Here is a 21889-nt window from a genome sequence, read left to right on the forward strand (position 1 = left end):
CTACTCCTTTATAGTATGAATATCAGCACTTATACAGAAAGGGGACTTCAACATGTTAGCAGCTTTTCAGCGACAACACACACGAAAATTTTCACCTATCACAAATACTTCTACCTCTTGTTTGAACATACAACCTAATCCACCTAAAATTTCAATTGCTCCTTCTGTTATTTCAGTCATCGGTGTTCATATGGAAAAAAATAAGTTAAAGGTAAGAACTGGACAAAGCACTGAGCTATCAGCTTCCGTTTTACCAATGCAAGCGACGAATAAAGAACTTATTTGGACAAATATGAATGCTGATGTTATCACAATGTATCCAAAAGGTGATACGGTAACGATTACTGGAAAAAGTGCAGGAAGAGCAGTAGTAATTGTCACAACTACTGAAGGAAAGTTCCGTGACCTATGTATGATTCATGTACAACCTTATATGACAAATCCAAAGTAAAAGAGTGGCTTCCTAGCCACTCTTTTACTTCATTTCAATGTTTGAATTTTTACTTGTAACAAGATTGATGAATTGGTCTTTATCTTTAGGAGAAATAACTTCTGTTTTATGTGCACCGTAAACAATTTCAAGTCGTTCCAATGACAATGCATGAGCAGCTATTGGATTTTTCGTATTTGAAATTTGTTTTATATCTCGTATAAATATGCGTTTTTTAACGAGACCTGATCTAATTGTAATTGTTTCTTCTCCGACGATGTATTTTGTCGAAAACCAACTCCACATAAATAATATTGCTAACGGAATTGTAAAAAATAAAAGAAAATACTCTTTTCCTGCAAATAGAGGAGCAAAACACGCTCCAATGACAACGAAAAAAATCGGATATAACCATATATCTTTTTTTGATGGAAATTCCATTAAACTTCCCCTCTCTTGATTTAAGTCAATGAATCTCCTCCTCTTCCCTATTACAATGAAAACAACATTAGAATAGGAGGACGTATTATGACTGAACGAAAGTATGCTTTATTTGCTGGCTTTTCTCTTCTTGTTATGGCATTCATTGCATTTTTTTCTTACGGTTTTGTTCATGGAAATCTCGTTGTACAAGAAGATGCGAGCGCGACATTCCATAATATCCAAACTTCAAATTCACTTTTCAAAGCGGAAATCTTCGGTTGGATTATCATTTTCATTACTGATATTGTCGCCGCGTGGGCTCTTTATTTCTTTCTAAAACCAATTCATACTAGCCTCTCATTACTAGCTGCCTTGCTTCGTCTTATGTATACAGCGATACTTGGAATCGCCATATTCAATCTAATATTGGCATTGCTACTTTCAAAAAGTACGATTGCGAATCCAGAAACATATGTGATGTTGTCTCTCAGTGTATTCGAATACATTTGGTCTGTAGGATTAATCATTTTCGGCTTACATCTTTTCTTTTTAGGTTATGTAGCTTTTCTAGCTAAACATATACCGAAATGTATTAGTATACTACTATTCTTCGCGTCTATCGGTTATATCGTAATTCACGTCATGAATACGATGTTTTCACAATACGATACGATGTTTTCAATCATACAAACACTGTTCCAACTGCCAATGATTGCAGGTGAACTCGGATTTAGTATATGGCTATTGATTAGAGGTGGAAAAAACGCTACTGTTTGAGTCTTTTCTTAATTCTACTTAATGATTCTGGCGTAATACCTAGATAACTTGCCAATTGATATTGAGGAACACGATTGATTAAATGAGGTCGTTTTTGTAATAATGATTTGTAGCGCTCTTCTGGTGTCGATGCAATAAATAATGAAAGTTCTTCTTGTATCTCACCGAAATTGTATTCAATCATTTGGCGTGTCATTTCTTCTAATTGTGAATATTTCTTATACACGTCCTTTTCACTATGCAGGTCGCCAATTACAACTAGACAGTCTTCTAGGCACGTTAACGTATGCGGGGATGATTTATCTTGTTTATGATGATTAAAATTTGTGATTGCTTGTTCTTCTGTATAAAAATTTGATGTAACCTCTTTCCCTGTTTCATCTATACGATGTTGCCTAATGCATCCCTTTAATACAAAATAACATTTCGAAGGGACATCTCCTTGCCTTAGGAGCACTGTTCCTTTTTTATATTCTCCAATTTTTAATTCACTGAGAATCATGTGTTGCTCTTCTTCACTTAGTGTTGTAAGGTTTTGCATATACTTCTTTAATATTTCTTCCATTCCCTTCCTCCCCTATATTTCTGTAAAACAAAAAGAGAAGTATCACAACTTCTCTTTTCTTCTCTAACATTATATTTCCTGTGTATACGCCGGCTCGTTTACTACATTTTTTGCTGTTCGTTTTTGTTGCTGTAGTAAGAAAACAGATACACCAAACAATACGAGCATGCTACCGATAATTTGCATTACATTTAGTCTTTCACCGAGTAAGAAGAACGCTAGTATAGATGCTCCAACGGGTTCTCCTAAAATACTCATTGAAATTGTTGTTGCATTTACGTAGTTTAATAACCAATTATTAATGACATGTGACACTGTCGGCACAACTGCAAGTAAAAGAAAAACGGTCCAGTCCCACTTCGTATAACCTGTAAAAGGCACTTGCAATACTATATTATAAATCCCCATAAAAATACCTGCGAATGCAAAAACTGTAAAGCTATAAATCCAGTGTGATACTTTCTTTACTGTTGTTTGCCCGATAAATAAATAACCGACAACCGCTATGACACTTAAAAAGGATAATATATCTCCATAAATTGCTTGTTCACTTAGCCCTAAATCTCCCCACCCAATACACATGACGCCTAGTATTGCAATTCCCATTGTTGCAATGGCTGAGTATGTTGTTCTTTCTTTAAATAAGAAAAAACCTCCAACTAAAGATACAATTGGTTGAAGCGCTAAAATAATCGTCGAACTAGCAACTGTCGTATGCTTTAAAGATTCAAACCATAAAAGAAAATGCAGCGCTAAAAAGAAACCAGATCCAATTAAAAATCCCCAATCTTTTATTTGAATCTTACTAAACTCTTCCCGTTTTTTCCAAACGATAGGCAGCATAATAAGTACGATAATCCATAATCGATACATACTTAATATGGAAGATGGTGCTGAGGACATCTTTACAAAAACTGCTGCGAATGAAATGGCTATAATGGAAATTGCTAATGGTAGTGCGATTGATCTTTCTTGTTTCAAATTCCGTCTCCCCTCTCACCTGTCAAAAATCCCACTTCATTATATCCGTTTTCTTTCACAACTTAAATACTAATTTTTTAGATTCTTCGTACCATTATGGTAAAATAGAAACGAAAGCACCTATTAGTGAATATTTCTTTCTTTTTCACTACAAGCGTCGCTCTTACAATCATTACAGTAAATTTTTATTTAGGGGGATCTACATGAATCAAACAATAGGGAGAATTGAAGAAATTTCATTTTATAGCGCATCACTTCAAGAAGATGTTACACTTCTTGTTTACTTACCGGTAAATTACACACCACTGCACAAACATACAGTTGTAATTGCACAAGATGGTAGAGATTATTTTCAGCTTGGTAAAGCGCACCGTGTAATTGAGCGCCTTCGTGAAACTGAAGAAATTGACCGTACAATTATTGTCGGTATTCCATATAAAAATGTACACGATCGTAAAGAAAAATATTTTCCAAACGAAGTGAAAAACGCTGCGTATATTCGTTTCCTTGCTCATGAACTTGCACCATATATCGATGAAAATTATCCAACTTACCAAATGGGAAAAGGTCGTGTGTTAATTGGTGATTCTCTTGGCGGGACAGTTTCCTTCATGACTGCACTTATGTATCCGCATACATTCGGTAAAGTCATTATGCAATCACCATTTGTGGATGAAACAGTGATGAGCTTAGCAAAAGACTTCAAAAATCCGGAGGCGCTAGACCTTTATCACGTCATTGGGACAGAAGAAACAGCCGTAAAACGCACTGATGGACAAGTTTCTGATTTCGTACAACCGAACCGTGAGCTCAATACGCTTCTGACAGATAGAAATTTCATCACGCATTACGAGGAGTTTGAAGGTAACCACACGTGGAAATATTGGCAAACTGATTTACCGAAAGCTTTCTCTCATATTCTATCAATGAAATAATAGAGAGCAGTATTCAGAATAATTTGATATAATAGATTAAGAGATTTATTTTCTCAAAATCTAACTAGACTTACAAAGGGAGGAATTGGAACATGAAATTAGGCATTGTAATTTTTCCATCTAAAATGATTCAAGATAAAGCGAACGGATTGCGTAAACGTTATGATCCGCACTACGCATTAGTTCCGCCACATATTACATTGAAAACACCCTTTGAGACGCAAGATGAACAATTAGAATCGATTGTAAAAGAGTTACATACAATCGCAAGTAAAACGAACCCTTTCACCCTTCATGTCGGAAAAGTTGGTTCATTCGCACCTGTTAATAATGTTCTTTATTTTAAAGTAGAAAAAACACCTGAACTTACTTTCTTAAATGAGGAAATGCATAGCGAATTCTTTATACAAGAACGCGAGTACGCTTTCGTACCTCATTTAACAATCGGACAAGGCTTATCAGATGCAGAGCATGCTGATGTATTAGGTCGATTACGTATGAAAGATTTCTATTATGAACAACCAATTGATCGCTTCCATCTTCTATATCAATTAGAAAACGGAACGTGGACTGTATACGAAACATTCCACCTTGGAAAGGAGAACAACTAATTTGCACGCACAGATCGTACAAACGGACGAACAACTAAGAGATGCATTCTCTGTACGTAAGCAAGTATTTGTGAATGAGCAACAAGTTTCTGCTGACGAAGAGTATGATGAGTTTGAAGAAACTTCAACACACGTTGTTATATATGATAATGATGTTCCAGTTGGTGCTGGTCGTTTTCGCATACTGGATGGAATAGGAAAAATGGAACGTATTTGCGTACTAGCTTCCCATCGTAAAAAAGGCATTGGAAAAATTGTTATGGATGCACTTGAAGCATATGCGAATGAAAACTCGCTACCAAAATTAAAGCTGCATGCCCAAACACATGCTGAAGATTTCTATAAGAAACTTGGATATGTAACGCATTCTGATGTATTCATGGAAGCAAATATTCCTCACATCGTTATGATAAAAGAATTGTAATTTGAAAACAGGAGGTATCCCCTCCTGTTTTTTACATTGCTATTTTCTTTTTCTTCCGCTAAAGTTAAATGTTGATGCTATAGTTTTGAAGGTGAATATATGACACAAGAAAAATTTTCACAAAAATCATTAACGCACGCTGATATTCCGCGTGCAACATACCATATTCCAAAAACATCTACCCATTTAATTATGGAAGAAGATGCTGATGCAGCGTATTTCCGCGCTCTCGAGCAACAAAATGTATTTTTAAATGAGAAACAATTAGAGGCCGTGCGAACGACAGAAGGTCCTGTCCTTACATTAGCTGGTGCCGGAAGCGGGAAAACCTCTGTTTTAACAACCCGCGTAGGTTATTTAGTAAATGTAAAACAAGTTCATCCACGCAATATTTTACTGCTTACATTTACACAAAAAGCAGCTGAAGAAATCCGAAACCGTGTAGCAAATTTACCTGGTATGAATCGTGCTGCAAGTAGCTACGTTGTTGCTGGTACGTTCCACTCCGTCTTTTTAAAATTGCTTCGTAGTCAAGGATATAATCAGCAAATTTTAGCAAACGAAAAACATAAACAAATTATGATAAAGAAAATCTTAAAAGAGTTACGCTTAAAAGACGATTATGATGCTGAAACGATGCTCGCTATGATTTCACTTGAGAAAAACAAATTGAATCGTCCGAAAGATGTAAAAGCAAAAACACCCGTTGAACAAGAATTTAAAGAAGTATACGAACGTTTTGAAGAAGTGAAACAACGATATAATTATATTGATTTCGATGACATCTTATTAGAAACATATTATATGTTAGAAAATAACACTCCTTTGCTTACCCAATTACAACAACGTTTCCACTATATTGAAGTAGATGAGTTCCAAGATACATCGTATGCACAATATGAAATTGTAAAATTGTTAGCCACGCCAAGAAATAATTTATTTATCGCAGGTGATGACGATCAGGCGATATATGGCTGGCGAGGAGCAAGTCACCAAATTATTTTATCTTTTCCAAAAGAATTTGATAACACTACGATTATCGCACTTAATACGAATTATCGATCCAATCCTTTTATCGTCGGACTTGGAAATGAAGTTATCAAACTAAATCAGGAGCGTTTTGATAAAGAGCTATATTCTGTGCGCGAAGAAGGTGTACAACCTTTTTACGCAAGACCTGCTACGACTCTTGATGAAGCAAATCAAATTTTGCAGCTCATTCAAGAAAAAGTAGATAGCGGCGAACGCAACTATAAAGATTTTTGTTTACTGTATCGCACACATTCTGTAAGCCGTTCGTTACTCGATCAGCTTACAATTCACAAAATCCCGTTTATTAAGCACGGGGCGAGTCAATCATTTTATGAACATTCTTTAATTAAGCCTGTATTAGATCATTTAAGACTGGTGATTGAACCGTTTCGACTAGAATCACTTTCAAATATATTGCCAACGATGTATATCGGGCGTGATGATTGTATTTCATTTATTGAACGTGAACAATGGAAATATGGTGAGGGGCGGTTCCCTTCTCTTCTTCATTTCTTATTATTAAATCCGAGCTTAAAACCTTTTCAAGTGAAAAAGGTAAATGAGCGTATCGATTTTATTAAATTTATAAAAGAATTAGAACCGAAAAAGGCATTAAAAGAAATTATTCATGGTAAAGGAAAGTATTTAGAGTACTTAAAAAGTAACGATCGTTCTTCCTTCACGATGCATAAAGATATACAAGAAGAAATGTTAGAAGAATTAATGGAGTCAGCAACTCGTTTCACCGATATTCCAGCATACTTACAATTTATTGATGAAGCAATTCAAGGTCAAAAAGAAATGGAAGCATTAAAAACAATGCCGGAAAAAAATGCTGTCTCGCTTATGTCTATTCATAACGCAAAAGGCCTTGAATTTCCATGCGTTTTTTTACTTGGAGCGAGCGATGGTATTCTCCCCCATACTTCTTCTTTAAAAGATGCGAATGATCGTGTTACAGAGACTTCTGAAGCTTTAGAGGAAGAACGCCGACTACTTTATGTCGCAATTACACGTGCGAAAGAAGAACTTTACATTTCCTCTCCTCAATTTTTTAGAGGGAAAAAATTAGATATCTCTCGTTTTTTATATACTACGCGAAAAGATTTACCTGAAAAGACATCCACTAAATAAGGATGTCTTTTTTTCATATTGCATTATGTACATCCCTCCTATATAAATTCCATGTTCTTATCATAAGAATTAACGTAATATCAACCATATCCCATTCATATTGTAATAGTGTATGTCAGAACTCACGATAAGGAGTGAACATAATGAGCTGCAATTGTAACGAAGACCATCATCATCACGATTGTGATTTCAACTGTGTATCAAATGTCGTTCGTTTTATACATGAATTACAAGAATGTGCAACCACAACCTGTGGATCTGGTTGCGAAGTTCCATTTTTAGGAGCACATAATAGTGCATCAGTAGCGAATACACGTCCTTTTATTTTATACACTAAAGCTGGAGCACCTTTTGAAGCATTTGCACCAACTGCAAGCCTTTCTAGCTGCCGATCTCCAATTTTCCGTGTCGAGAGTATAGACGATGATGATTGCGCTGTATTGCGTGTATTAACTGTAGTATTAGGTGATACTTCTCCTGTACCACCTGATAATGATCCAATTTGTACGTTTTTAGCTGTACCAAATGCAAGATTAATATCGACCAACACTTGTCTTACTGTTGATTTAAGTTGCTTCTGCGCTATTCAATGCTTACGTGATGTTACGATTTAAAACTAAATAATGAGTTAAGCATGGATTGGGTGGCAGAATTTTCTGCCACCCAATCCATGCTTAAAAGGTATTATTATGTATTTTTTATAAAATTGGGAACTTGTCTAGAACATAGAACCTGTCCTTTTCATTAACTGAAAGTAGAAACAGATAAAGGAGTGAAAAACATGTTCTCTTCTGATTGCGAATTTACTAAAATCGATTGTGAGGCGAAACCAGCTAGTACACTACCTGCCTTCGGTTTTGCTTTCAACGCTTCTGCCCCTCAGTTCGCTTCATTATTCACACCATTACTATTACCTAGCGTAAGTCCAAACCCAAATATTACTGTTCCTGTAATAAATGATACAGTAAGTGTCGGAGATGGCATTCGAATTCTACGAGCTGGTATTTATCAAATCAGTTATACATTAACAATTAGTCTTGATAACGCACCTGTTGCACCAGAAGCTGGTCGTTTCTTCTTATCATTAGGTACGCCAGCTAACATTATTCCTGGATCAGGTACAGCAGTTCGTTCTAACGTTATTGGTACTGGTGAAGTAGACGTATCCAGTGGTGTTATTCTGATTAACTTAAACCCTGGCGATTTAATTCAAATTGTACCAGTTGAGTTAATTGGAACCGTAGACATCCGTGCGGCAGCATTAACAGTTGCACAAATTAGCTAGTAAAAAGCGGTATTTCTTCCTTAGAAATACCGCTTTTTATATTTATAATAAAAAACACTCACAGTAATATGAGTGTTTCATTCTTCATAATGTTTTATTGTGTTCTTCTTTTTCCCGCAATTACATCCCTTTTTCTTCACAAATCCTTGTTGTTGTAATTGTTCTTGGTATGCCTGTTGTTGTGCTTGGTGTTGTTGCTGTATATGATACCATTGCTGCAGGTCATATGAATTTTGCCTTGGACTATTACTCACAGCAAACATCTCCTCTACTGTCAATTCTGTCTATTTACTATATGAACAACTCTTTATTTCCGTTCCCTCATTCTTTTAAACTCCGCTTTTTCTCGTATTATGAAAATATATTATTCTCCTATAAAGTATCCTGTAATCGTTTCAATGATTGCTGCTGCTCCTGCAATAGCTAATAATGCAAGTAACGGCTCTGCAACGATAGGAATCCAATTATATAAAACTAATAAAAAAGCACTAACCCATACACCTGTACACCAATAACAGCTTAATAATTCTCCAATCCACTTTCTTAATCCTTTACCTTTTACTTTTGTAAAAGTTGATACACTTCCATCCGGCTCTGTAATCTCTAATTCATCAATAAACGGTCTTCGCAAAAAAGCTGTAATTTTATCATAAACAATTAAACGGGTGAGCCTAAAAGCAGCTAACGCGAAAATGAAAAATAAAAGCCAACTTGTAAACAGCATGATTCCACCTTCCCTTATCTTCTTTCGCCTATTTAAAAAAAAAGCTCTTGAGATTGTGACCAAATCTCCTCGACTCCAATATCTTATTAATGTAAATACAAACAAGAAGATAAGGAGTGACATTAATGAGTTGTAACGAAAATAAACACCATGGCTCTTCTCATTGTGTAGTTGACGTTGTAAAATTCATCAATGAATTACAAGATTGTTCTACAACAACGTGTGGATCTGGTTGTGAAATCCCATTTTTAGGAGCACACAATAGTGCTTCAGTAGCAAATACACGCCCTTTTATTTTATACACAAAAACTGGAGAACCTTTTGAAGCATTTGCACCAACTGCAAGCCTTTCAAGCTGCCGATCTCCAATTTTCCGTGTGGAAAGTGTAGATGATGATAGCTGTGCTGTATTACGTGTATTAACTGTAGTATTAGGTGATACTTCTCCTGTACCACCTGATAATGATCCAATTTGTACGTTTTTAGCTGTACCAAATGCAAGATTAGTATCGACTAACACTTGTCTTACTGTTGATTTAAGCTGCTTCTGTGCGATTCAGTGCTTACGCGACGTTTCTATCTAATAAGTGAAGTAAACTAAAAAACTATTGGGGTGGTAGAAGATTTCTACCACCTTTACATATTTAAAAGCCGGCCATACTAATCGATTGGATATCATCTATAGACAACTTAATATCTCTCATACTATTTTGCGGCATAATGGATACAATGCCATTACGATACGATATGATTGATCCAATATAAGAAACTGTAGCCGTTTTTATTCTGCACCTTACTTTCGGAATGTAATGAGGACGGTTTAATAAGAAATGAATTTTCTCATCATTATTCATATCCTTAAATGATTTATTATACGGAACAGTTCTCACTGGCTCTTGCTGTTCTTGTACTTGTTCCTCTTCTTCTATTTTTTCTTCTACTTGTTCTTCTTGTTGCTCTTCTTGTTGTTGTTCTATTACTTCTTCCACAGCACTACTTACAGCATTTTCGTTTCTATTACTGCGCTCTTTTCGATCCTCATTTTCAAAGTTTGTTAAGATAATCCTTTTTATTTTCGGTGCAGCAAGTTCCAAATTTACTTGCGCAATATATAACAACGGTTTTCCAACTGTTGAACTTTTATTTTTATTCTTCACACTCGTCCCTCCCACTTCCATACGTAGCTGAATAAATCGTGTACTATTATAGTTATATTCATAACGTGGTAAGAACTTTCGTTAAAAATCATTCTTTCTAAGAACAAATAAAAAGGACAATCTCAACATTTAGAGATTGTCCTTTAAAAATGAAAATTATATTTATCCTAGGATATGATACCCTGAATCAACGTGAATGTTTTCTCCTGTTACGCCGCGTGCTAAATCACTGAATAAGAATACTGCTGTATCGCCAACTTCTTCTGGAGTTGTTGTACGACGAAGTGGTGCGCGCTCCTCAATTTCTCTTAAGATTGAGTTAAAGTCGCCTACACCTTTTGCAGACAACGTACGAATTGGTCCTGCAGAAATAGCGTTAACGCGAATGCCGTGTTGACCTAAATCGTTAGCTAAATATTTCACGCTCGCTTCTAATGAAGCTTTCGCAACACCCATTACGTTATAATTTTTCACAACGCGCTCGCCGCCAAGGTATGTTAACGTTAAAATATTTCCGCCTTCTGTCATTACTTTCTTCGCTTCTCTTGCTACAGCTGTTAAAGAGAATGCACTAATATTTTGTGCAAGTAAAAATCCATCGCGAGAAGTATCTACAAATTCACCTTTTAAATCATCACGATTTGCAAAAGCAATACAGTGTGCAACACCGTGAATTGTACCAACCTCTTGCTTAATTGTTTCAAAGCAAGCTGTAAGTTCTTCATCATTTGTTACATCACAAGGTAATACAAGTGATTCTTGTCCTTCTAATGTGTCCGCTAATTCACGAACGTTTCTTTCTAAACGTTCTCCTGCATATGTGAATATTAATTTTGCACCTGCATTATGCAAAGAGCGAGCAATTCCCCACGCAATACTTCTTTGGTTCGCAACGCCCATAACAACAAATGTTTTCCCTTGTAATAGTTCCATGATATATCCTCCCAGAATTGCTTATACTTGTTATTAGTACCTGATACTATAATTATAGTACCATAAAACCTCTTAAAGGCAAACAAAAAAGTCATTAACTTAAATTTTGTTAATGACTTTTTGTTTCTATAAAAAACCGCTCTAATCCTTCTTCCCAAGAAGGCATTTGTGAAAAACCATTTAATCGTAGCATGTTATGTTGAAAAACAGAATATTTTGGTCTCGCTGCCGCTGCTCCAAATTCTTCAGTTGAAACTGGTAATACATTCACTTTCATATTTGCATACGCAAATATTTTTTTTGCAAATTCAAACCAAGAACATGAGCCTCTATTTGATACATGATACGTACCATATAAAGAAGTATGAATGAGCTTATTAATCATCACATTTAAATCCGCCACATAAGTAGGAGAGCCGATTTGATCCGCTACAACAGACACTTCTGTCCTGTCTTTCCCTAATCGCATCATCGTTTTCACAAAATTATTTCCATGCTTACCATATAACCACGATGTGCGAACGATAAAATATTTATTATGTAACTCTTTGACGAACTGCTCTCCTGCATACTTAGAAGCTCCGTATATATTTATTGGCGACGGATTATGAAATTCATCATACCCTTCCGGTCTGTCGCCCTGAAATACATAATCAGTACTAATATAAACTAACTTTGCCCCTACTAATTGTGAAGCAACCGCTACATTTCGAGCTCCTATTGCATTTATTACATAAGCAAGATCTTGTTCTTTCTCAGCATGATCAACCTTCGTATACGCTGCACAATGAATAATTATGTGTGGCCTTACTTCTTGTACCACTTGCTGCATTTGGGATATATTTGTTATATCTAGTAACTTTTTATCAAATGGATATATGTCATATTCTTCAGGATTTAACTCTTCTTGTAGTTGCTTTCCTAATTGACCGTTTGCTCCCGTTATGATAAGCCGTTCTTTCATTTCTATGCCCCTTACTTTTCTTTTAGTGGTGTCCACCATTCTATATGATGTTCATACCATTCCACAGTTTCTTTTAGCCCCTGTTCAAACGTATACTGCGGTTCCCACCCAAGCTCATTCTTCATCTTTTGTGCATCAATCGCATAACGACGATCATGCCCTAAACGGTCTGTAACATACGCAATATCTTCTTTCGTTTTTCCTAAGAGAGAGATAATTTGTTCCACAACATCTAAATTCGTTTTTTCATTATTTCCACCTATATTATATACTTCTCCTATACGTCCCTTATGCAGAACAACGTCAATCGCACTACAATGATCCGTTACATGTAACCAATCTCTTACATTTAATCCATCGCCATATAACGGTAGTTTTTTTCCTTCCAGCGCATTCGTAACCATTAATGGAATTAATTTTTCAGGATATTGATACGGCCCATAGTTATTGGAGCAACGCGTTACTATAACTGGTAATTGATATGTTTTATAATAAGATAAAGCTATCATGTCGGCGCTCGCCTTGCTTGAAGAGTATGGACTATTTGGAGCTAATGGGGTTTCCTCGGTAAATCGCCCTGTTTTCCCTAAAGAGCCGTACACCTCATCTGTTGATACTTGCACGAGTTTGATATGTGGATATTTTTTTACTAATTCTAATAAGGTGACTGTCCCAATTACATTTGTATCATAAAAAGGGATCGGATTTTCAATACTACGGTCCACATGTGATTCAGCTGCGAAATTTACAATCACATGGACGTCTCGCTCTTTTATGACATGCTCTAGCAGCTCTCCATTTTGAATTTCCCCTTTTACAAAAGAGTAATTCGGATGCCCTTGAAGAGGCTTCACGTTATTTAAATTCCCGCTATATGTTAATGCATCGAAATTAATAATTTTATATGTTTCATATCTTTGTAACATGTAATGAACAAAATTACTTCCAATAAATCCGGCCCCACCTGTTACTAATATATTCATATAACAACTCTCCTACTCAAAAGCTATCTTCACATTCCTGAAGTAACGGTAATATTCGATCTTTATCAGACAAAATAGGACTTGTTACCGGCCATGGAATTGCTAATTCTTTATCGCTCCAAAGTAACCCTGAGTCATGCTCGGCGCTATAATATTCATCTACTTTATACATAACAATCGTATGCGGAACAAGTGTACAAAAACCATGTGCAAATCCTTTTGGCACTAATAATTGCCGGTAATTATCTGCACTTAAAATATATCCTCTCCACTGTTGAAACGTTGGGGAATCTTTTCGTAAATCGACGATAACGTCATAGATTGCTCCTTGCATAACTTGAATAAGTTTCGTTTGTGCTTTCGGATTTTTTTGAAAGTGTAATCCCCGAATCGTTCCCGACCTAGCTGAATAAGATACGTTATCCTGTACAAATGAATAAGTAATCCCTAATGTTTCTAGCACCTTCTTATTATAACTTTCTGTAAAAAAGCCACGCTCATCTCCAAATAACCTCGTTTCTAACAATTTTGCGTCGGTAAAGTTTGTTTCTACAACTTTCATATTCTCACCTATTCTCCGTTAAACTGTTTCCCAAAGTTTATATCCCTCGCTAACGTATTCGCCTTTTGAAGAGAAACATGAGTTCCCGCATCTGTCCACCAACCGCTCATTTCATTATAAGTAAGTACCCCTCGTTTTAAATACCAATTATTAATATCTGTAATTTCAAGTTCTCCCCTTGCGGAAGGTTTTAATTCTTTTATATAAGAAAAAACTTTCGAATCATACAAATAAATCCCTGTAACTGCATAGGAACTTTTCGGCTCTTTCGGTTTTTCTTCAATTTCAATTATTTTTCGGTTTTGAATATTTGCTACACCAAATCTCTCCGGATCATCTACAGATTGTAGCAGTACTTTCGCACCCTCTTTTTGACTTGCAAACTCTTCAACATACGGACGAATATCATCAGAAAAGATATTATCGCCTAATATAACTACCATACGATCGTTCCCGACGAAACTCTCACAGAGCCCTAATGCTTGTGCAATTCCGCCAGCCTTATCTTGCACACGATACGTAAAAGACACACCAAACTCTTGACCGCTCCCTAAAAAACTAACAACATCTCCCATATGTTCTTTACCTGTAATAATCATAATATCTGTAATTTCGCATTGTTTTAGCTTATATACCGCATGATATATCATTGGATAACGTCCAACAGGAAGCAAGTGTTTATTCGTTACTTTCGTTATAGGATATAATCTCGATCCAGTTCCACCTGCTAAAATAATTCCTTTCATCCTGCATCTCTCCCTTATGATGGAGATAGTATATCTTTGTAATGTTCTACAAACACTTTCCGATCCTTCTCATATGTATCCGCATCAAACTCATCCCCGTTGTAGTGAATACACCATAAATTTGCTTGATTAGGGATACCAATTAAATAACCCGCCTTTTGAAATTCTAAAGACTGCGACACATCATAAAAGTGGAATCCTTGAAACAAGTCTTCTCGCCACGGAATATCATATTGTGTGGCCATTAATAATCCATCAATTGCTTGAACTGACATAAATGATTGATTCCCATAAAACAGCTGATCTAAATTTAATAATTGATAATTCTGTCTTCTGTACTCAATCACTTTCCCGACCAAATTTTTCCCTTCCCACCATATCCCGTTACTCGGTAAAAACTGAGCACCAGCTACGCCAATTAAACCAAGTTTTTCGTTATCTTTAAAAAGTGAAATGAGTGTATAAAACATCTCACGATTAATAAGATAAGTATCTTGATGTATATAAACCTTATACTTCGCGGGATATGAAAGTGCTCGGTTATATGCACTTGCCATACTTTTCGCATCTCGTATCGGAAAAATTTGTACGACATAACCAGGGGGAACAAAAAGGTTTCTTATTTGTCTCTCACATTGTTCAAATAGCTCTTCATTATTTATACAAACAACGACTAATATTGTATGATCTTTCATTTTGTAGCCCCTCTATTCGTCTTGATTTACATCTGACATATAGTGCTCCACAAATATTTTTCTATACTTTTCATAGTTTGTCATATTCACATCAATATGATAATGAATGCACCACGCATCACGCTGTACAGGAACCCCAACTGTATAGCCTGCTTTTCTAAATTCAAATGATTGAGACACATCATAATAGTCAAATCCATCAAACAAGTCTTCCCGCCACGGAATATCGTATTGCGTTGCCATTAATAATCCGTCAATACATTCAACTGGCATAAATGTTTTTGAGTCATGATACGGCTTTTCTTGACTCGCCATATAAAATAAATCATTCATATAACCAATGACTTTTCCAACAACTCCTCTGCCTACATTCCATATTCCATTTGGAGGAACATATTGGGCTCCAACCATACCAATCATTCCAAGATGTTCATGTTCCTGAAACAATTGAAGTAATCCATATAAAAATCCTACATTTACAATGAAAACATCTTGATGTATATACACTTTATATTTTGCTGGATGCGAAATTGCTTTATTATATCCACTCGTCATACTTTCTGCGTTTCGAATCGGCATAAATTGTATCGTATATCCTGGAGGAACTGGCAATTGTAATATATGTCGCGCACATTGTGCATACATTTTCCGATCATTTATACACGTAACAAATAATATTGTTTTATCTGCCGCACTCATAATTGTGATTTTTCTGCTTCAATAATATATTGAAATACAACCGTCTCAGCCATGAAGCCACTTCCAAGACGATATTTTTTACAAATTCCATATAATTCCTCAATAAGCGGTTCATACATTTTATGATCAACATATACACGATCTACTTTACTAATTGAATAGCCTGCTTTTAAAAACATTCGTAGCATTTCATTAAATGTAAAGAAACGAATATGTGTTTTATCTAATAAACCATATTCTGTATACGTCCAATTTCCAGCGAGTAGGGGCGCTAATACTGAAATGTGAGAAACGTTCGGGATACTAGCCAAAATTACACCATTTTGCTTTATATATGGTTTTACTTTTTCTATTACAGCCCACGGATCAAATAAATGCTCTAGTACGTCACCAAATATAACGCAATCAAATTGCTCCTCCTCATACGGCATATCCATTGTTTCTATATTACCTAAAACAACATGATCTAGTTTTTCTTTTGCTTGTTCTGCCGCCTCTTGGAATGCCTCAATTCCTGATACACGTGTGCCATTTTCTTTTATGGCAGCTCCCAATGCACCACTCGAGCAACCGATATCAAGAACTTCTTTCCATTCCTTTTTTATATGCTTTAATAAATTCGGATTCACTGCATTATAATAATGCCCGGACTTTTCTTCGTATAAAGAATTTTTTGGGGAATTCATTTTACACACTCCTTATGCAAATTGAATTTGAAATATAAATCTCATCTAAAGTCTATAGATGTAACCAGTACTGGTTACATTGCCGATACTTTACTATATAGCCAATCTATTAGAGTTAGAATCGTGCTACATCATTTCTAGAAAAACGCAACCTATAACGATTTATATTGTTTATCAAAAACACTCCGAAAATATTTACGGTTATATTCAATTGCAGCATTATTTGGAACATAAGAAGCTGCTAATTCATTGTAATAATAAGCTTTATCTTGCTCGCCTAACTTGCTATAACAAATACACATTTGTAAATAGGGAATCCATGTGTAGCTAGCTGGACTGTGAAAAGGACTCTCTGTTGCCATTGTCACTTCTGTTGCAAGTTTAAACCAAAAAATTGCTTCATTGTATTTTTGTTGATCCATATATATATATCCTATTCTTGTACAATTCTCTCCTCTAGGGACATCATACCGAAATGACTTTACACAAGATTCAACTGCCTTCTCCCACATTCCAAGCTTTGCATAGCAATCTCCTAATTTACCACATGCATAAATTTTCTCTTCATACCAACCTTCATCTTGATTAAGAAATGTTTTATAAAGTAAAACTGCATCATCATATTTTTGATTATCCATAGATTCATTCGCGTAATAAAACAAATCTCTCGGACTCAATTCTTCTCCAGCTGCTACAGCATCCTGAAAAATTTTCAAATTGCGGTTCGTTACTTTCTTTTCTTTTTTATGCGTAACCGCAACATTACTATTAAAAATCTCACCAAAAATAGCTAAATACTCATGCACCTTTCCAAACCATTGAAATTCTTTTTCACGCTTTACAAGCCGATATCTTTTTGTACAATATAAAGGTTTCCCATTAGAATCCATTACAAGATGATAAGGCATCGAAACAGCATCCACATTAGAATCTAATTCTTTTTTTAATAGCTTCAATGCCTCTTGAGCATCTTCTAATAACACATCATCAGCATCTAGCCATAATATATATTCTTGCGTTGCTTTTGAAAAAGAAAAATTTCTAGCTGCCGCAAAATCATTAATCCATGGAAAGTCATATATGTTAGAGGTATATTGAGCTACAATTTCTTTCGTTCGATCAATGGAACCTGTATCAACTATAATAATTTCATCAACGATTTTTTCTACTGCATCTAAACATCGACCGATTGTATCTTCCTCATCTCGAACAATCATACATAGACTAATTGTAATTCCTTGCTTGTTCAACATAATCACCCTCTTCCAAATCAATCATATGTTATACATACAATAAACTTTCCACTTTTTTAACTTGCACAAGCAGTTTAAGATTTCTTTTCAATAATTCAAATGTCCGTGTCATTTTCTTCCGGTTTTGCATCTACTATATAATGAACGCTTTATGGAGGTGAATTTATGTCAAATAATAATTATTCAGATGGATTAAATCCCGATGAATCTTTATCAGCTAGTGCATTTGACCCTAATCTTGTAGGACCAACATTACCACCAATACCACCGTTTACCCTTCCTACCGGGCCGACTGGACCGACTGGACCAACTGGGCCGACTGGGCCAACTGTACCAACTGGACCTTCTGGACCGACTGGACCAACTGGGCCGACTGGACCGACTGGGCCGACTGGGCCGACTGGACCGACTGGACCGACTGGACCGACTGGGCTAACTGGACCGACTGGGCTAACTGGACCGACTGGACCGACTGGACCGACTGGACCGACTGGACCGACTGGACCGACTGGGCTAACTGGTGCTACTGGGCCGACTGGACCGACTGGGCCGACTGGGCCAACTGGGCCAACTGGTGCTACTGGACCGACTGGCGCTACCGGACCGACTGGACCAACTGGGCCAACTGGGCCAACTGGGCCGACTGGGCCTTCTGGCTTAGGACTTCCAGCAGGATTGTATGCCTTTAACTCAGCTACAGTTTCTTTAGCTCTTGGAATTAATGATCCAGTACCATTTAATACCGTTGGATCTCAGTTTGGTACAGCAATTTCTCAAATGGATGCCGATACTTTCGTAATTAGTGAAACTGGTTTCTATAAAATTACTGTTATTGCTTATACAGCGGCAGTAAGTTTATTAGGAAGTCTTGGAATTCAAGTTAATGGAGTTAATGTACCAGGTGCGGGCACAAGCTTAATTTCACTTGGAGCTCCTATCGTTATCCAAGCCATTACACAAATTACTACAACACCATCACTCGTTGAAGCAATTGTTACAGGAATTGGATTATCACTAGCTCTTGGTACAAGTGCATCAATTATTATTGAAAAAATCGCTTAATTTTGTACTTAGCAGTAAAACTGATATCAGTTTTACTGCTTTTTCATTATTAAATTCAATCATTAAATCTTTCTTTTCTACATAGTCATAATGTTGTATGACATTCCGCGGGAGGCACTTATATGGAAAATAAATCAGCTGTTCAGCTTTATCTTGAGCTATTAAAGAAAACAATTTTATTTGAAATATGGTTAGAATACGAACCATACTTACCTGCTTCGTTACATATATCTAAAGAGCTATCCTATGAACCAGTTACAGTTCCGCTTCCTTTATTTCTCAAGCAATACGTAGAAAATCACAATTTGAAAATCGTTGATCCTAACGTTTCAAAAAGTGAGCGTCAAGGTGGAAAGGATTGGCCAAGAGCAGCACACAGTATGGTTGGTCGAAAACGTATGAATCAATTACATGAGGCTATGGAAACTGTTGTAAGGGAAAATATAGAAGGTGATTTTATTGAAACTGGTGTATGGCGCGGAGGATCATGCATTTTTATGAATGGTTTTTTACAAGCAAACAACATTACGGATCGTACTGTGTGGGTTGCCGATTCGTTTGAAGGTCTGCCAGCACCTAACTTAGAACAATATCCGAAAGATTACGGTGATTATTTACACACATTCGATTACTTACGGGTTTCTTTAGAAACAGTACAAGAAAACTTTAGAAAATACGATTTATTAAATGATCAGGTGAAATTTTTAAAGGGTTGGTTTAAAGATACATTGCCTTCAGCACCGGTAGAAAAAATTGCAATTGCTCGCCTTGATGGTGATATGTACGAATCAACGATGGATAGTCTTGTAAACTTATACGATAAAGTTTCAACAGGTGGCTATATTATTATTGATGATTACGGATTGGTAACATGTGCAGAGGCTGTAATTGATTTCAGAAAGGAAAGAAACTTACAAGCTCCTATTACTAAAATTGATGATTTCGGTATTTATTGGCGAAAAGAATAGAATATAACTTTATTTTTTGAGGGGTCCTATTACACTACTTATTTATAAAAACTAATTGTGTAAAGTTCCCCTCACTATAAATGATTAACTTATATATACAATAGAAATCCCCTACTTTACTACAAGGACGGAGTGAATGTATGAACGAAAACGAGAAAAAAATCACATTAATTCCACCACCAGAACTCGTTCAATATGTAGGTGGTAATTTTGAAGAAGTTGGAAAAGAGTTTATGCAGTATTTTATTGAAATTGGCAATTTAAAATCAAATGAAACAGTGTTAGATGTAGGCTGCGGCATTGGCCGAATGGCGGTTCCATTAATGAACTATTTAAGCGATGAAGGTACTTATTATGGATTTGACTTATTCAATGCGGGAATTACATGGTGCAAAAATAACATTTCTACACGCCGTAACAATTTCCATTTTGAACATGTCGATATATATAATCAATTCTACAATCCCGATGGAAAAGAAGATGCTTCCCAATACAAGTTTCCATATGAAGATGAATCATTCGATTTTATTTTTTTAACGTCTGTATTTACCCATCTCCTTCCGAAAGAATTAGAACATTACGTATGCGAGATCGCACGAGTTCTGAAAAAAGATGGGAGATGTTTTATTACTTTCTTTTTAATTACCCCTGAATCATCCTATTATTTAAATGCAGGACTAAGTACGTTAGGTTTTTATCATCAAATTGACAATTGTTATGTTCTAAATAAAGATATCCCTAATTTCGCAGTTGCCTATCCTGAGGAAGATATTCGTACCCTATTAAATAAATATGGGCTAGAAATACAGTCCCCCCCTCATTATGGTTCATGGTGTAGCAGAACTGAACACACAAGTTATCAAGATATTATTCTTACACAAAAAACTTCTGAAAGGTAGTTGTATATGAATAATATAAAAAATCCGCCTCTCGTTTCCATCCTTATTCCCACCTATAATCGACCACATTATTTTAAAATTGCTTTAGAAAGTGCATTAGCACAAACGTATTCAAATATTGAAATTATTGTAGGGGACGATAGTACAAATAATGAAACAGAAAAATTAATATACAGACATTATTTACATAAGCATAAACATATAACATACATTCGAAATGCCTCTACTCTAGGACAATTTCATAACGCCCTTATGCTCTTAGAACAGTCAAATGGAGAGTACATAAATTTCTTAATGGACGATGATACATTTTATAATAATAAAATCGAAAAAATGATGTTTTATTTCCAACAAGACCTCAATAAAAATCTCGCACTTATCACATCCTATCGCACTTGGATTGATGATAATGGAGATATAATTGAACAACATCCCTCCATGAAAAAATTATATGAGGAAGATACTCTACTAAATGGGAAAGATTTTGGAAACCGTATGCTTATGGCAGGACAAAATATTATCGGTGAGCCTACAATCGTACTCTTTAGAAAAAGCCTATTAACGGAACCTTTCGGCACTTTAAATGGCAGAAAATATGGTTGTAGTGTTGATATGGCCTCTTGGATAAGTTTACTTTCAAAAGGTGATGCAATGTATATAACTGAGCCCTTAAGTTCATTCCGTCTCCATACTGGACAGCAAGTACGTCACAAATTCCTTGAGGGCTGTGAAGATTTTTCTCAGCTCGTTTTAACCTCGAAAAAGTATGGTTTCTTACAAGACGCCAAGTATTATAAAAAAGGTTTGATAAGAGCTTACGGATGGTATAAAAATGCGACCAAATTTTACGATCTATTTCCAAACCTCATTCCAGATAAAAATACACATGCACGACTTTCTTATTGTTTAAATATCATTACAAAAGAGCTCCGTGCAATATAGTCCATCACAAGGGAGGAGC

At 35.8% G+C, this 21889-nt stretch carries 28 protein-coding genes; 13 read left to right on the forward strand and 15 right to left on the reverse strand.

The genetic code is table 11. The annotated features are described in order from the left end of the window. Positions 1–52: 52 nt before the first annotated feature. Entirely contained in the window at positions 53–451 is a 399-nt protein-coding gene (locus tag ILS93_RS14360; protein ID WP_088048334.1) for an Ig-like domain-containing protein, read from the forward strand. 24 nt (positions 452–475) lie between these two features. Here ILS93_RS14360 and ILS93_RS14365 read toward each other — a convergent pair whose 3' ends face one another. Next, on the reverse strand, positions 476–871 hold the full coding sequence (locus tag ILS93_RS14365) for a PH domain-containing protein (RefSeq protein ID WP_088048333.1): 396 nt from the start codon (positions 869–871) through the stop codon (positions 476–478). A gap of 87 nt (positions 872–958) precedes the next feature. Here ILS93_RS14365 and ILS93_RS14370 point away from each other — a divergent pair, with 87 nt between their 5' ends. Continuing rightward, positions 959–1630, forward strand: a complete 672-nt coding sequence (locus tag ILS93_RS14370) for a DUF4386 domain-containing protein (RefSeq protein WP_088048332.1) — start codon at positions 959–961, stop codon at positions 1628–1630. On the opposite strand, the gene ILS93_RS14375 is transcribed toward ILS93_RS14370, so the two are convergent. Next, entirely contained in the window at positions 1620–2195 is a 576-nt protein-coding gene (locus ILS93_RS14375) for a Crp/Fnr family transcriptional regulator (RefSeq protein ID WP_064476791.1), read from the reverse strand. The genes ILS93_RS14370 and ILS93_RS14375 overlap by 11 nt on opposite strands. A 69-nt stretch (positions 2196–2264) precedes the next feature. Continuing rightward, entirely contained in the window at positions 2265–3176 is a 912-nt protein-coding gene (locus ILS93_RS14380; RefSeq protein WP_064476792.1) for a DMT family transporter, read from the reverse strand. Between the two features lie 203 nt (positions 3177–3379). On the opposite strand from ILS93_RS14380, the gene ILS93_RS14385 reads away from it, so the two are divergent. The 6 genes from ILS93_RS14385 (at position 3380) to exsF (ending at position 8597) form a co-directional block, all read left to right on the forward strand. Continuing rightward, the gene (locus ILS93_RS14385; RefSeq protein WP_064476793.1) at positions 3380–4111 is read left to right on the forward strand and encodes an alpha/beta hydrolase; all 732 of its coding nucleotides are present in this window, start codon (positions 3380–3382) and stop codon (positions 4109–4111) included. A 92-nt stretch (positions 4112–4203) separates the two neighbouring features. After that, complete coding sequence (locus ILS93_RS14390; protein WP_222660750.1) at positions 4204–4722, forward strand: YjcG family protein; 519 nt, start codon at positions 4204–4206, stop codon at positions 4720–4722. Position 4723: 1 nt separating this feature from the next. Beyond that, positions 4724–5146, forward strand: coding sequence for a GNAT family N-acetyltransferase (locus ILS93_RS14395; RefSeq protein WP_046957039.1), 423 nt, complete (start codon positions 4724–4726; stop codon positions 5144–5146). A gap of 99 nt (positions 5147–5245) precedes the next feature. Continuing rightward, complete coding sequence (locus ILS93_RS14400; RefSeq protein ID WP_064476794.1) at positions 5246–7312, forward strand: ATP-dependent helicase; 2067 nt, start codon at positions 5246–5248, stop codon at positions 7310–7312. A gap of 143 nt (positions 7313–7455) precedes the next feature. Further along, the gene (gene cotY, locus ILS93_RS14405; protein ID WP_064476795.1) at positions 7456–7926 is read left to right on the forward strand and encodes a spore coat protein CotY; all 471 of its coding nucleotides are present in this window, start codon (positions 7456–7458) and stop codon (positions 7924–7926) included. Between the two features lie 167 nt (positions 7927–8093). Further along, positions 8094–8597, forward strand: coding sequence for an exosporium protein ExsF (exsF, locus tag ILS93_RS14410; protein ID WP_000492933.1), 504 nt, complete (start codon positions 8094–8096; stop codon positions 8595–8597). A 77-nt stretch (positions 8598–8674) separates the two neighbouring features. Here exsF and ILS93_RS14415 read toward each other — a convergent pair whose 3' ends face one another. Together ILS93_RS14415 and ILS93_RS14420 are read right to left on the reverse strand one after the other, a co-directional pair. Next, positions 8675–8860: a hypothetical protein gene (locus ILS93_RS14415; RefSeq protein WP_033657682.1), complete on the reverse strand. Its 186-nt coding sequence runs from the start codon at positions 8858–8860 to the stop codon at positions 8675–8677. 101 nt (positions 8861–8961) lie between these two features. Then, positions 8962–9321 carry a DUF1360 domain-containing protein gene (locus ILS93_RS14420; RefSeq protein WP_000899661.1) on the reverse strand — a complete coding sequence of 120 codons (360 nt, stop codon included), beginning with the start codon at positions 9319–9321 and terminating at the stop codon, positions 8962–8964. Positions 9322–9446: 125 nt separating this feature from the next. On the opposite strand from ILS93_RS14420, the gene exsY reads away from it, so the two are divergent. Beyond that, positions 9447–9905, forward strand: a complete 459-nt coding sequence (gene exsY / locus ILS93_RS14425; RefSeq protein WP_001277728.1) for an exosporium assembly protein ExsY — start codon at positions 9447–9449, stop codon at positions 9903–9905. A gap of 60 nt (positions 9906–9965) precedes the next feature. Here exsY and ILS93_RS14430 read toward each other — a convergent pair whose 3' ends face one another. The 10 genes from ILS93_RS14430 to ILS93_RS14475 all read right to left on the reverse strand — a co-directional run bounded on the left by ILS93_RS14430 (position 9966) and on the right by ILS93_RS14475 (position 17999). Continuing rightward, positions 9966–10499: a spore coat CotO family protein gene (locus ILS93_RS14430; RefSeq protein ID WP_064476796.1), complete on the reverse strand. Its 534-nt coding sequence runs from the start codon at positions 10497–10499 to the stop codon at positions 9966–9968. A 141-nt stretch (positions 10500–10640) separates the two neighbouring features. Then, positions 10641–11411: an enoyl-ACP reductase FabI gene (gene fabI / locus ILS93_RS14435; RefSeq protein WP_000421885.1), complete on the reverse strand. Its 771-nt coding sequence runs from the start codon at positions 11409–11411 to the stop codon at positions 10641–10643. 109 nt (positions 11412–11520) lie between these two features. Continuing rightward, positions 11521–12375 (reverse strand): dTDP-4-dehydrorhamnose reductase, encoded by an 855-nt coding sequence (gene rfbD, locus ILS93_RS14440; RefSeq protein ID WP_222660752.1) that lies wholly within the window; start codon positions 12373–12375, stop codon positions 11521–11523. Positions 12376–12386: 11 nt separating this feature from the next. After that, on the reverse strand, positions 12387–13358 hold the full coding sequence (rfbB, locus tag ILS93_RS14445) for a dTDP-glucose 4,6-dehydratase (protein WP_064476797.1): 972 nt from the start codon (positions 13356–13358) through the stop codon (positions 12387–12389). Positions 13359–13374: 16 nt separating this feature from the next. After that, a complete protein-coding gene (gene rfbC, locus ILS93_RS14450) occupies positions 13375–13920 on the reverse strand; it encodes a dTDP-4-dehydrorhamnose 3,5-epimerase (RefSeq protein ID WP_222660754.1) in 546 nt (181 codons plus the stop codon). Positions 13921–13928: 8 nt separating this feature from the next. Next, complete coding sequence (locus tag ILS93_RS14455) at positions 13929–14666, reverse strand: sugar phosphate nucleotidyltransferase (RefSeq protein ID WP_000676179.1); 738 nt, start codon at positions 14664–14666, stop codon at positions 13929–13931. Positions 14667–14680: 14 nt separating this feature from the next. Beyond that, positions 14681–15361, reverse strand: coding sequence for a glycosyltransferase family protein (locus ILS93_RS14460; protein WP_000651513.1), 681 nt, complete (start codon positions 15359–15361; stop codon positions 14681–14683). Between the two features lie 12 nt (positions 15362–15373). Further along, positions 15374–16060: a glycosyltransferase family protein gene (locus ILS93_RS14465; protein WP_064476799.1), complete on the reverse strand. Its 687-nt coding sequence runs from the start codon at positions 16058–16060 to the stop codon at positions 15374–15376. Beyond that, a complete protein-coding gene (locus ILS93_RS14470) occupies positions 16057–16746 on the reverse strand; it encodes a class I SAM-dependent methyltransferase (RefSeq protein ID WP_222660756.1) in 690 nt (229 codons plus the stop codon). The genes ILS93_RS14465 and ILS93_RS14470 overlap by 4 nt, the downstream gene beginning before the upstream one ends. 152 nt (positions 16747–16898) lie before the next feature. Beyond that, entirely contained in the window at positions 16899–17999 is a 1101-nt protein-coding gene (locus ILS93_RS14475) for a glycosyltransferase (RefSeq protein WP_000932898.1), read from the reverse strand. 165 nt (positions 18000–18164) lie between these two features. On the opposite strand from ILS93_RS14475, the gene ILS93_RS14480 reads away from it, so the two are divergent. The 4 genes from ILS93_RS14480 to ILS93_RS14495 all read left to right on the forward strand — a co-directional run bounded on the left by ILS93_RS14480 (position 18165) and on the right by ILS93_RS14495 (position 21870). Further along, positions 18165–19061, forward strand: coding sequence for a BclA C-terminal domain-containing protein (locus ILS93_RS14480; RefSeq protein WP_222660758.1), 897 nt, complete (start codon positions 18165–18167; stop codon positions 19059–19061). Between the two features lie 122 nt (positions 19062–19183). Then, positions 19184–20029, forward strand: coding sequence for a TylF/MycF family methyltransferase (locus ILS93_RS14485; protein ID WP_064476801.1), 846 nt, complete (start codon positions 19184–19186; stop codon positions 20027–20029). Positions 20030–20169: 140 nt separating this feature from the next. Continuing rightward, complete coding sequence (locus ILS93_RS14490) at positions 20170–20928, forward strand: class I SAM-dependent methyltransferase (RefSeq protein ID WP_064476802.1); 759 nt, start codon at positions 20170–20172, stop codon at positions 20926–20928. Positions 20929–20934: 6 nt separating this feature from the next. Then, complete coding sequence (locus ILS93_RS14495) at positions 20935–21870, forward strand: glycosyltransferase family 2 protein (protein WP_088048328.1); 936 nt, start codon at positions 20935–20937, stop codon at positions 21868–21870. The last annotated feature ends 19 nt before the right edge of the window (positions 21871–21889 follow it).

The organism is Bacillus sp. 16GRE42, assembly GCF_019837435.1.
Taxonomy (GTDB): domain Bacteria; phylum Bacillota; class Bacilli; order Bacillales; family Bacillaceae_G; genus Bacillus_A; species Bacillus_A wiedmannii.

What these genes read in the sequence shown, in the direction of transcription:
- ILS93_RS14360 (WP_088048334.1), top strand. Translation starts at nt 53, where the DNA reads ATGTTAGCAGCTTTTCAGCGACAACACACACGAAAATTTTCACCTATC.
- ILS93_RS14365 (WP_088048333.1), bottom strand. Translation starts at nt 871, where the DNA reads ATGGAATTTCCATCAAAAAAAGATATATGGTTATATCCGATTTTTTTC.
- ILS93_RS14370 (WP_088048332.1), top strand. Translation starts at nt 959, where the DNA reads ATGACTGAACGAAAGTATGCTTTATTTGCTGGCTTTTCTCTTCTTGTT.
- ILS93_RS14375 (WP_064476791.1), bottom strand. Translation starts at nt 2,195, where the DNA reads ATGGAAGAAATATTAAAGAAGTATATGCAAAACCTTACAACACTAAGT.
- ILS93_RS14385 (WP_064476793.1), top strand. Translation starts at nt 3,380, where the DNA reads ATGAATCAAACAATAGGGAGAATTGAAGAAATTTCATTTTATAGCGCA.
- ILS93_RS14390 (WP_222660750.1), top strand. Translation starts at nt 4,204, where the DNA reads ATGAAATTAGGCATTGTAATTTTTCCATCTAAAATGATTCAAGATAAA.
- ILS93_RS14400 (WP_064476794.1), top strand. Translation starts at nt 5,246, where the DNA reads ATGACACAAGAAAAATTTTCACAAAAATCATTAACGCACGCTGATATT.
- cotY (WP_064476795.1), top strand. Translation starts at nt 7,456, where the DNA reads ATGAGCTGCAATTGTAACGAAGACCATCATCATCACGATTGTGATTTC.
- exsF (WP_000492933.1), top strand. Translation starts at nt 8,094, where the DNA reads ATGTTCTCTTCTGATTGCGAATTTACTAAAATCGATTGTGAGGCGAAA.
- ILS93_RS14415 (WP_033657682.1), bottom strand. Translation starts at nt 8,860, where the DNA reads ATGTTTGCTGTGAGTAATAGTCCAAGGCAAAATTCATATGACCTGCAG.
- ILS93_RS14420 (WP_000899661.1), bottom strand. Translation starts at nt 9,321, where the DNA reads ATGCTGTTTACAAGTTGGCTTTTATTTTTCATTTTCGCGTTAGCTGCT.
- exsY (WP_001277728.1), top strand. Translation starts at nt 9,447, where the DNA reads ATGAGTTGTAACGAAAATAAACACCATGGCTCTTCTCATTGTGTAGTT.
- ILS93_RS14430 (WP_064476796.1), bottom strand. Translation starts at nt 10,499, where the DNA reads ATGGAAGTGGGAGGGACGAGTGTGAAGAATAAAAATAAAAGTTCAACA.
- fabI (WP_000421885.1), bottom strand. Translation starts at nt 11,411, where the DNA reads ATGGAACTATTACAAGGGAAAACATTTGTTGTTATGGGCGTTGCGAAC.
- rfbD (WP_222660752.1), bottom strand. Translation starts at nt 12,375, where the DNA reads ATGAAAGAACGGCTTATCATAACGGGAGCAAACGGTCAATTAGGAAAG.
- rfbB (WP_064476797.1), bottom strand. Translation starts at nt 13,358, where the DNA reads ATGAATATATTAGTAACAGGTGGGGCCGGATTTATTGGAAGTAATTTT.
- rfbC (WP_222660754.1), bottom strand. Translation starts at nt 13,920, where the DNA reads ATGAAAGTTGTAGAAACAAACTTTACCGACGCAAAATTGTTAGAAACG.
- ILS93_RS14455 (WP_000676179.1), bottom strand. Translation starts at nt 14,666, where the DNA reads ATGAAAGGAATTATTTTAGCAGGTGGAACTGGATCGAGATTATATCCT.
- ILS93_RS14460 (WP_000651513.1), bottom strand. Translation starts at nt 15,361, where the DNA reads ATGAAAGATCATACAATATTAGTCGTTGTTTGTATAAATAATGAAGAG.
- ILS93_RS14465 (WP_064476799.1), bottom strand. Translation starts at nt 16,060, where the DNA reads ATGAGTGCGGCAGATAAAACAATATTATTTGTTACGTGTATAAATGAT.
- ILS93_RS14470 (WP_222660756.1), bottom strand. Translation starts at nt 16,746, where the DNA reads ATGAATTCCCCAAAAAATTCTTTATACGAAGAAAAGTCCGGGCATTAT.
- ILS93_RS14475 (WP_000932898.1), bottom strand. Translation starts at nt 17,999, where the DNA reads ATGTTGAACAAGCAAGGAATTACAATTAGTCTATGTATGATTGTTCGA.
- ILS93_RS14480 (WP_222660758.1), top strand. Translation starts at nt 18,165, where the DNA reads ATGTCAAATAATAATTATTCAGATGGATTAAATCCCGATGAATCTTTA.
- ILS93_RS14485 (WP_064476801.1), top strand. Translation starts at nt 19,184, where the DNA reads ATGGAAAATAAATCAGCTGTTCAGCTTTATCTTGAGCTATTAAAGAAA.
- ILS93_RS14490 (WP_064476802.1), top strand. Translation starts at nt 20,170, where the DNA reads ATGAACGAAAACGAGAAAAAAATCACATTAATTCCACCACCAGAACTC.
- ILS93_RS14495 (WP_088048328.1), top strand. Translation starts at nt 20,935, where the DNA reads ATGAATAATATAAAAAATCCGCCTCTCGTTTCCATCCTTATTCCCACC.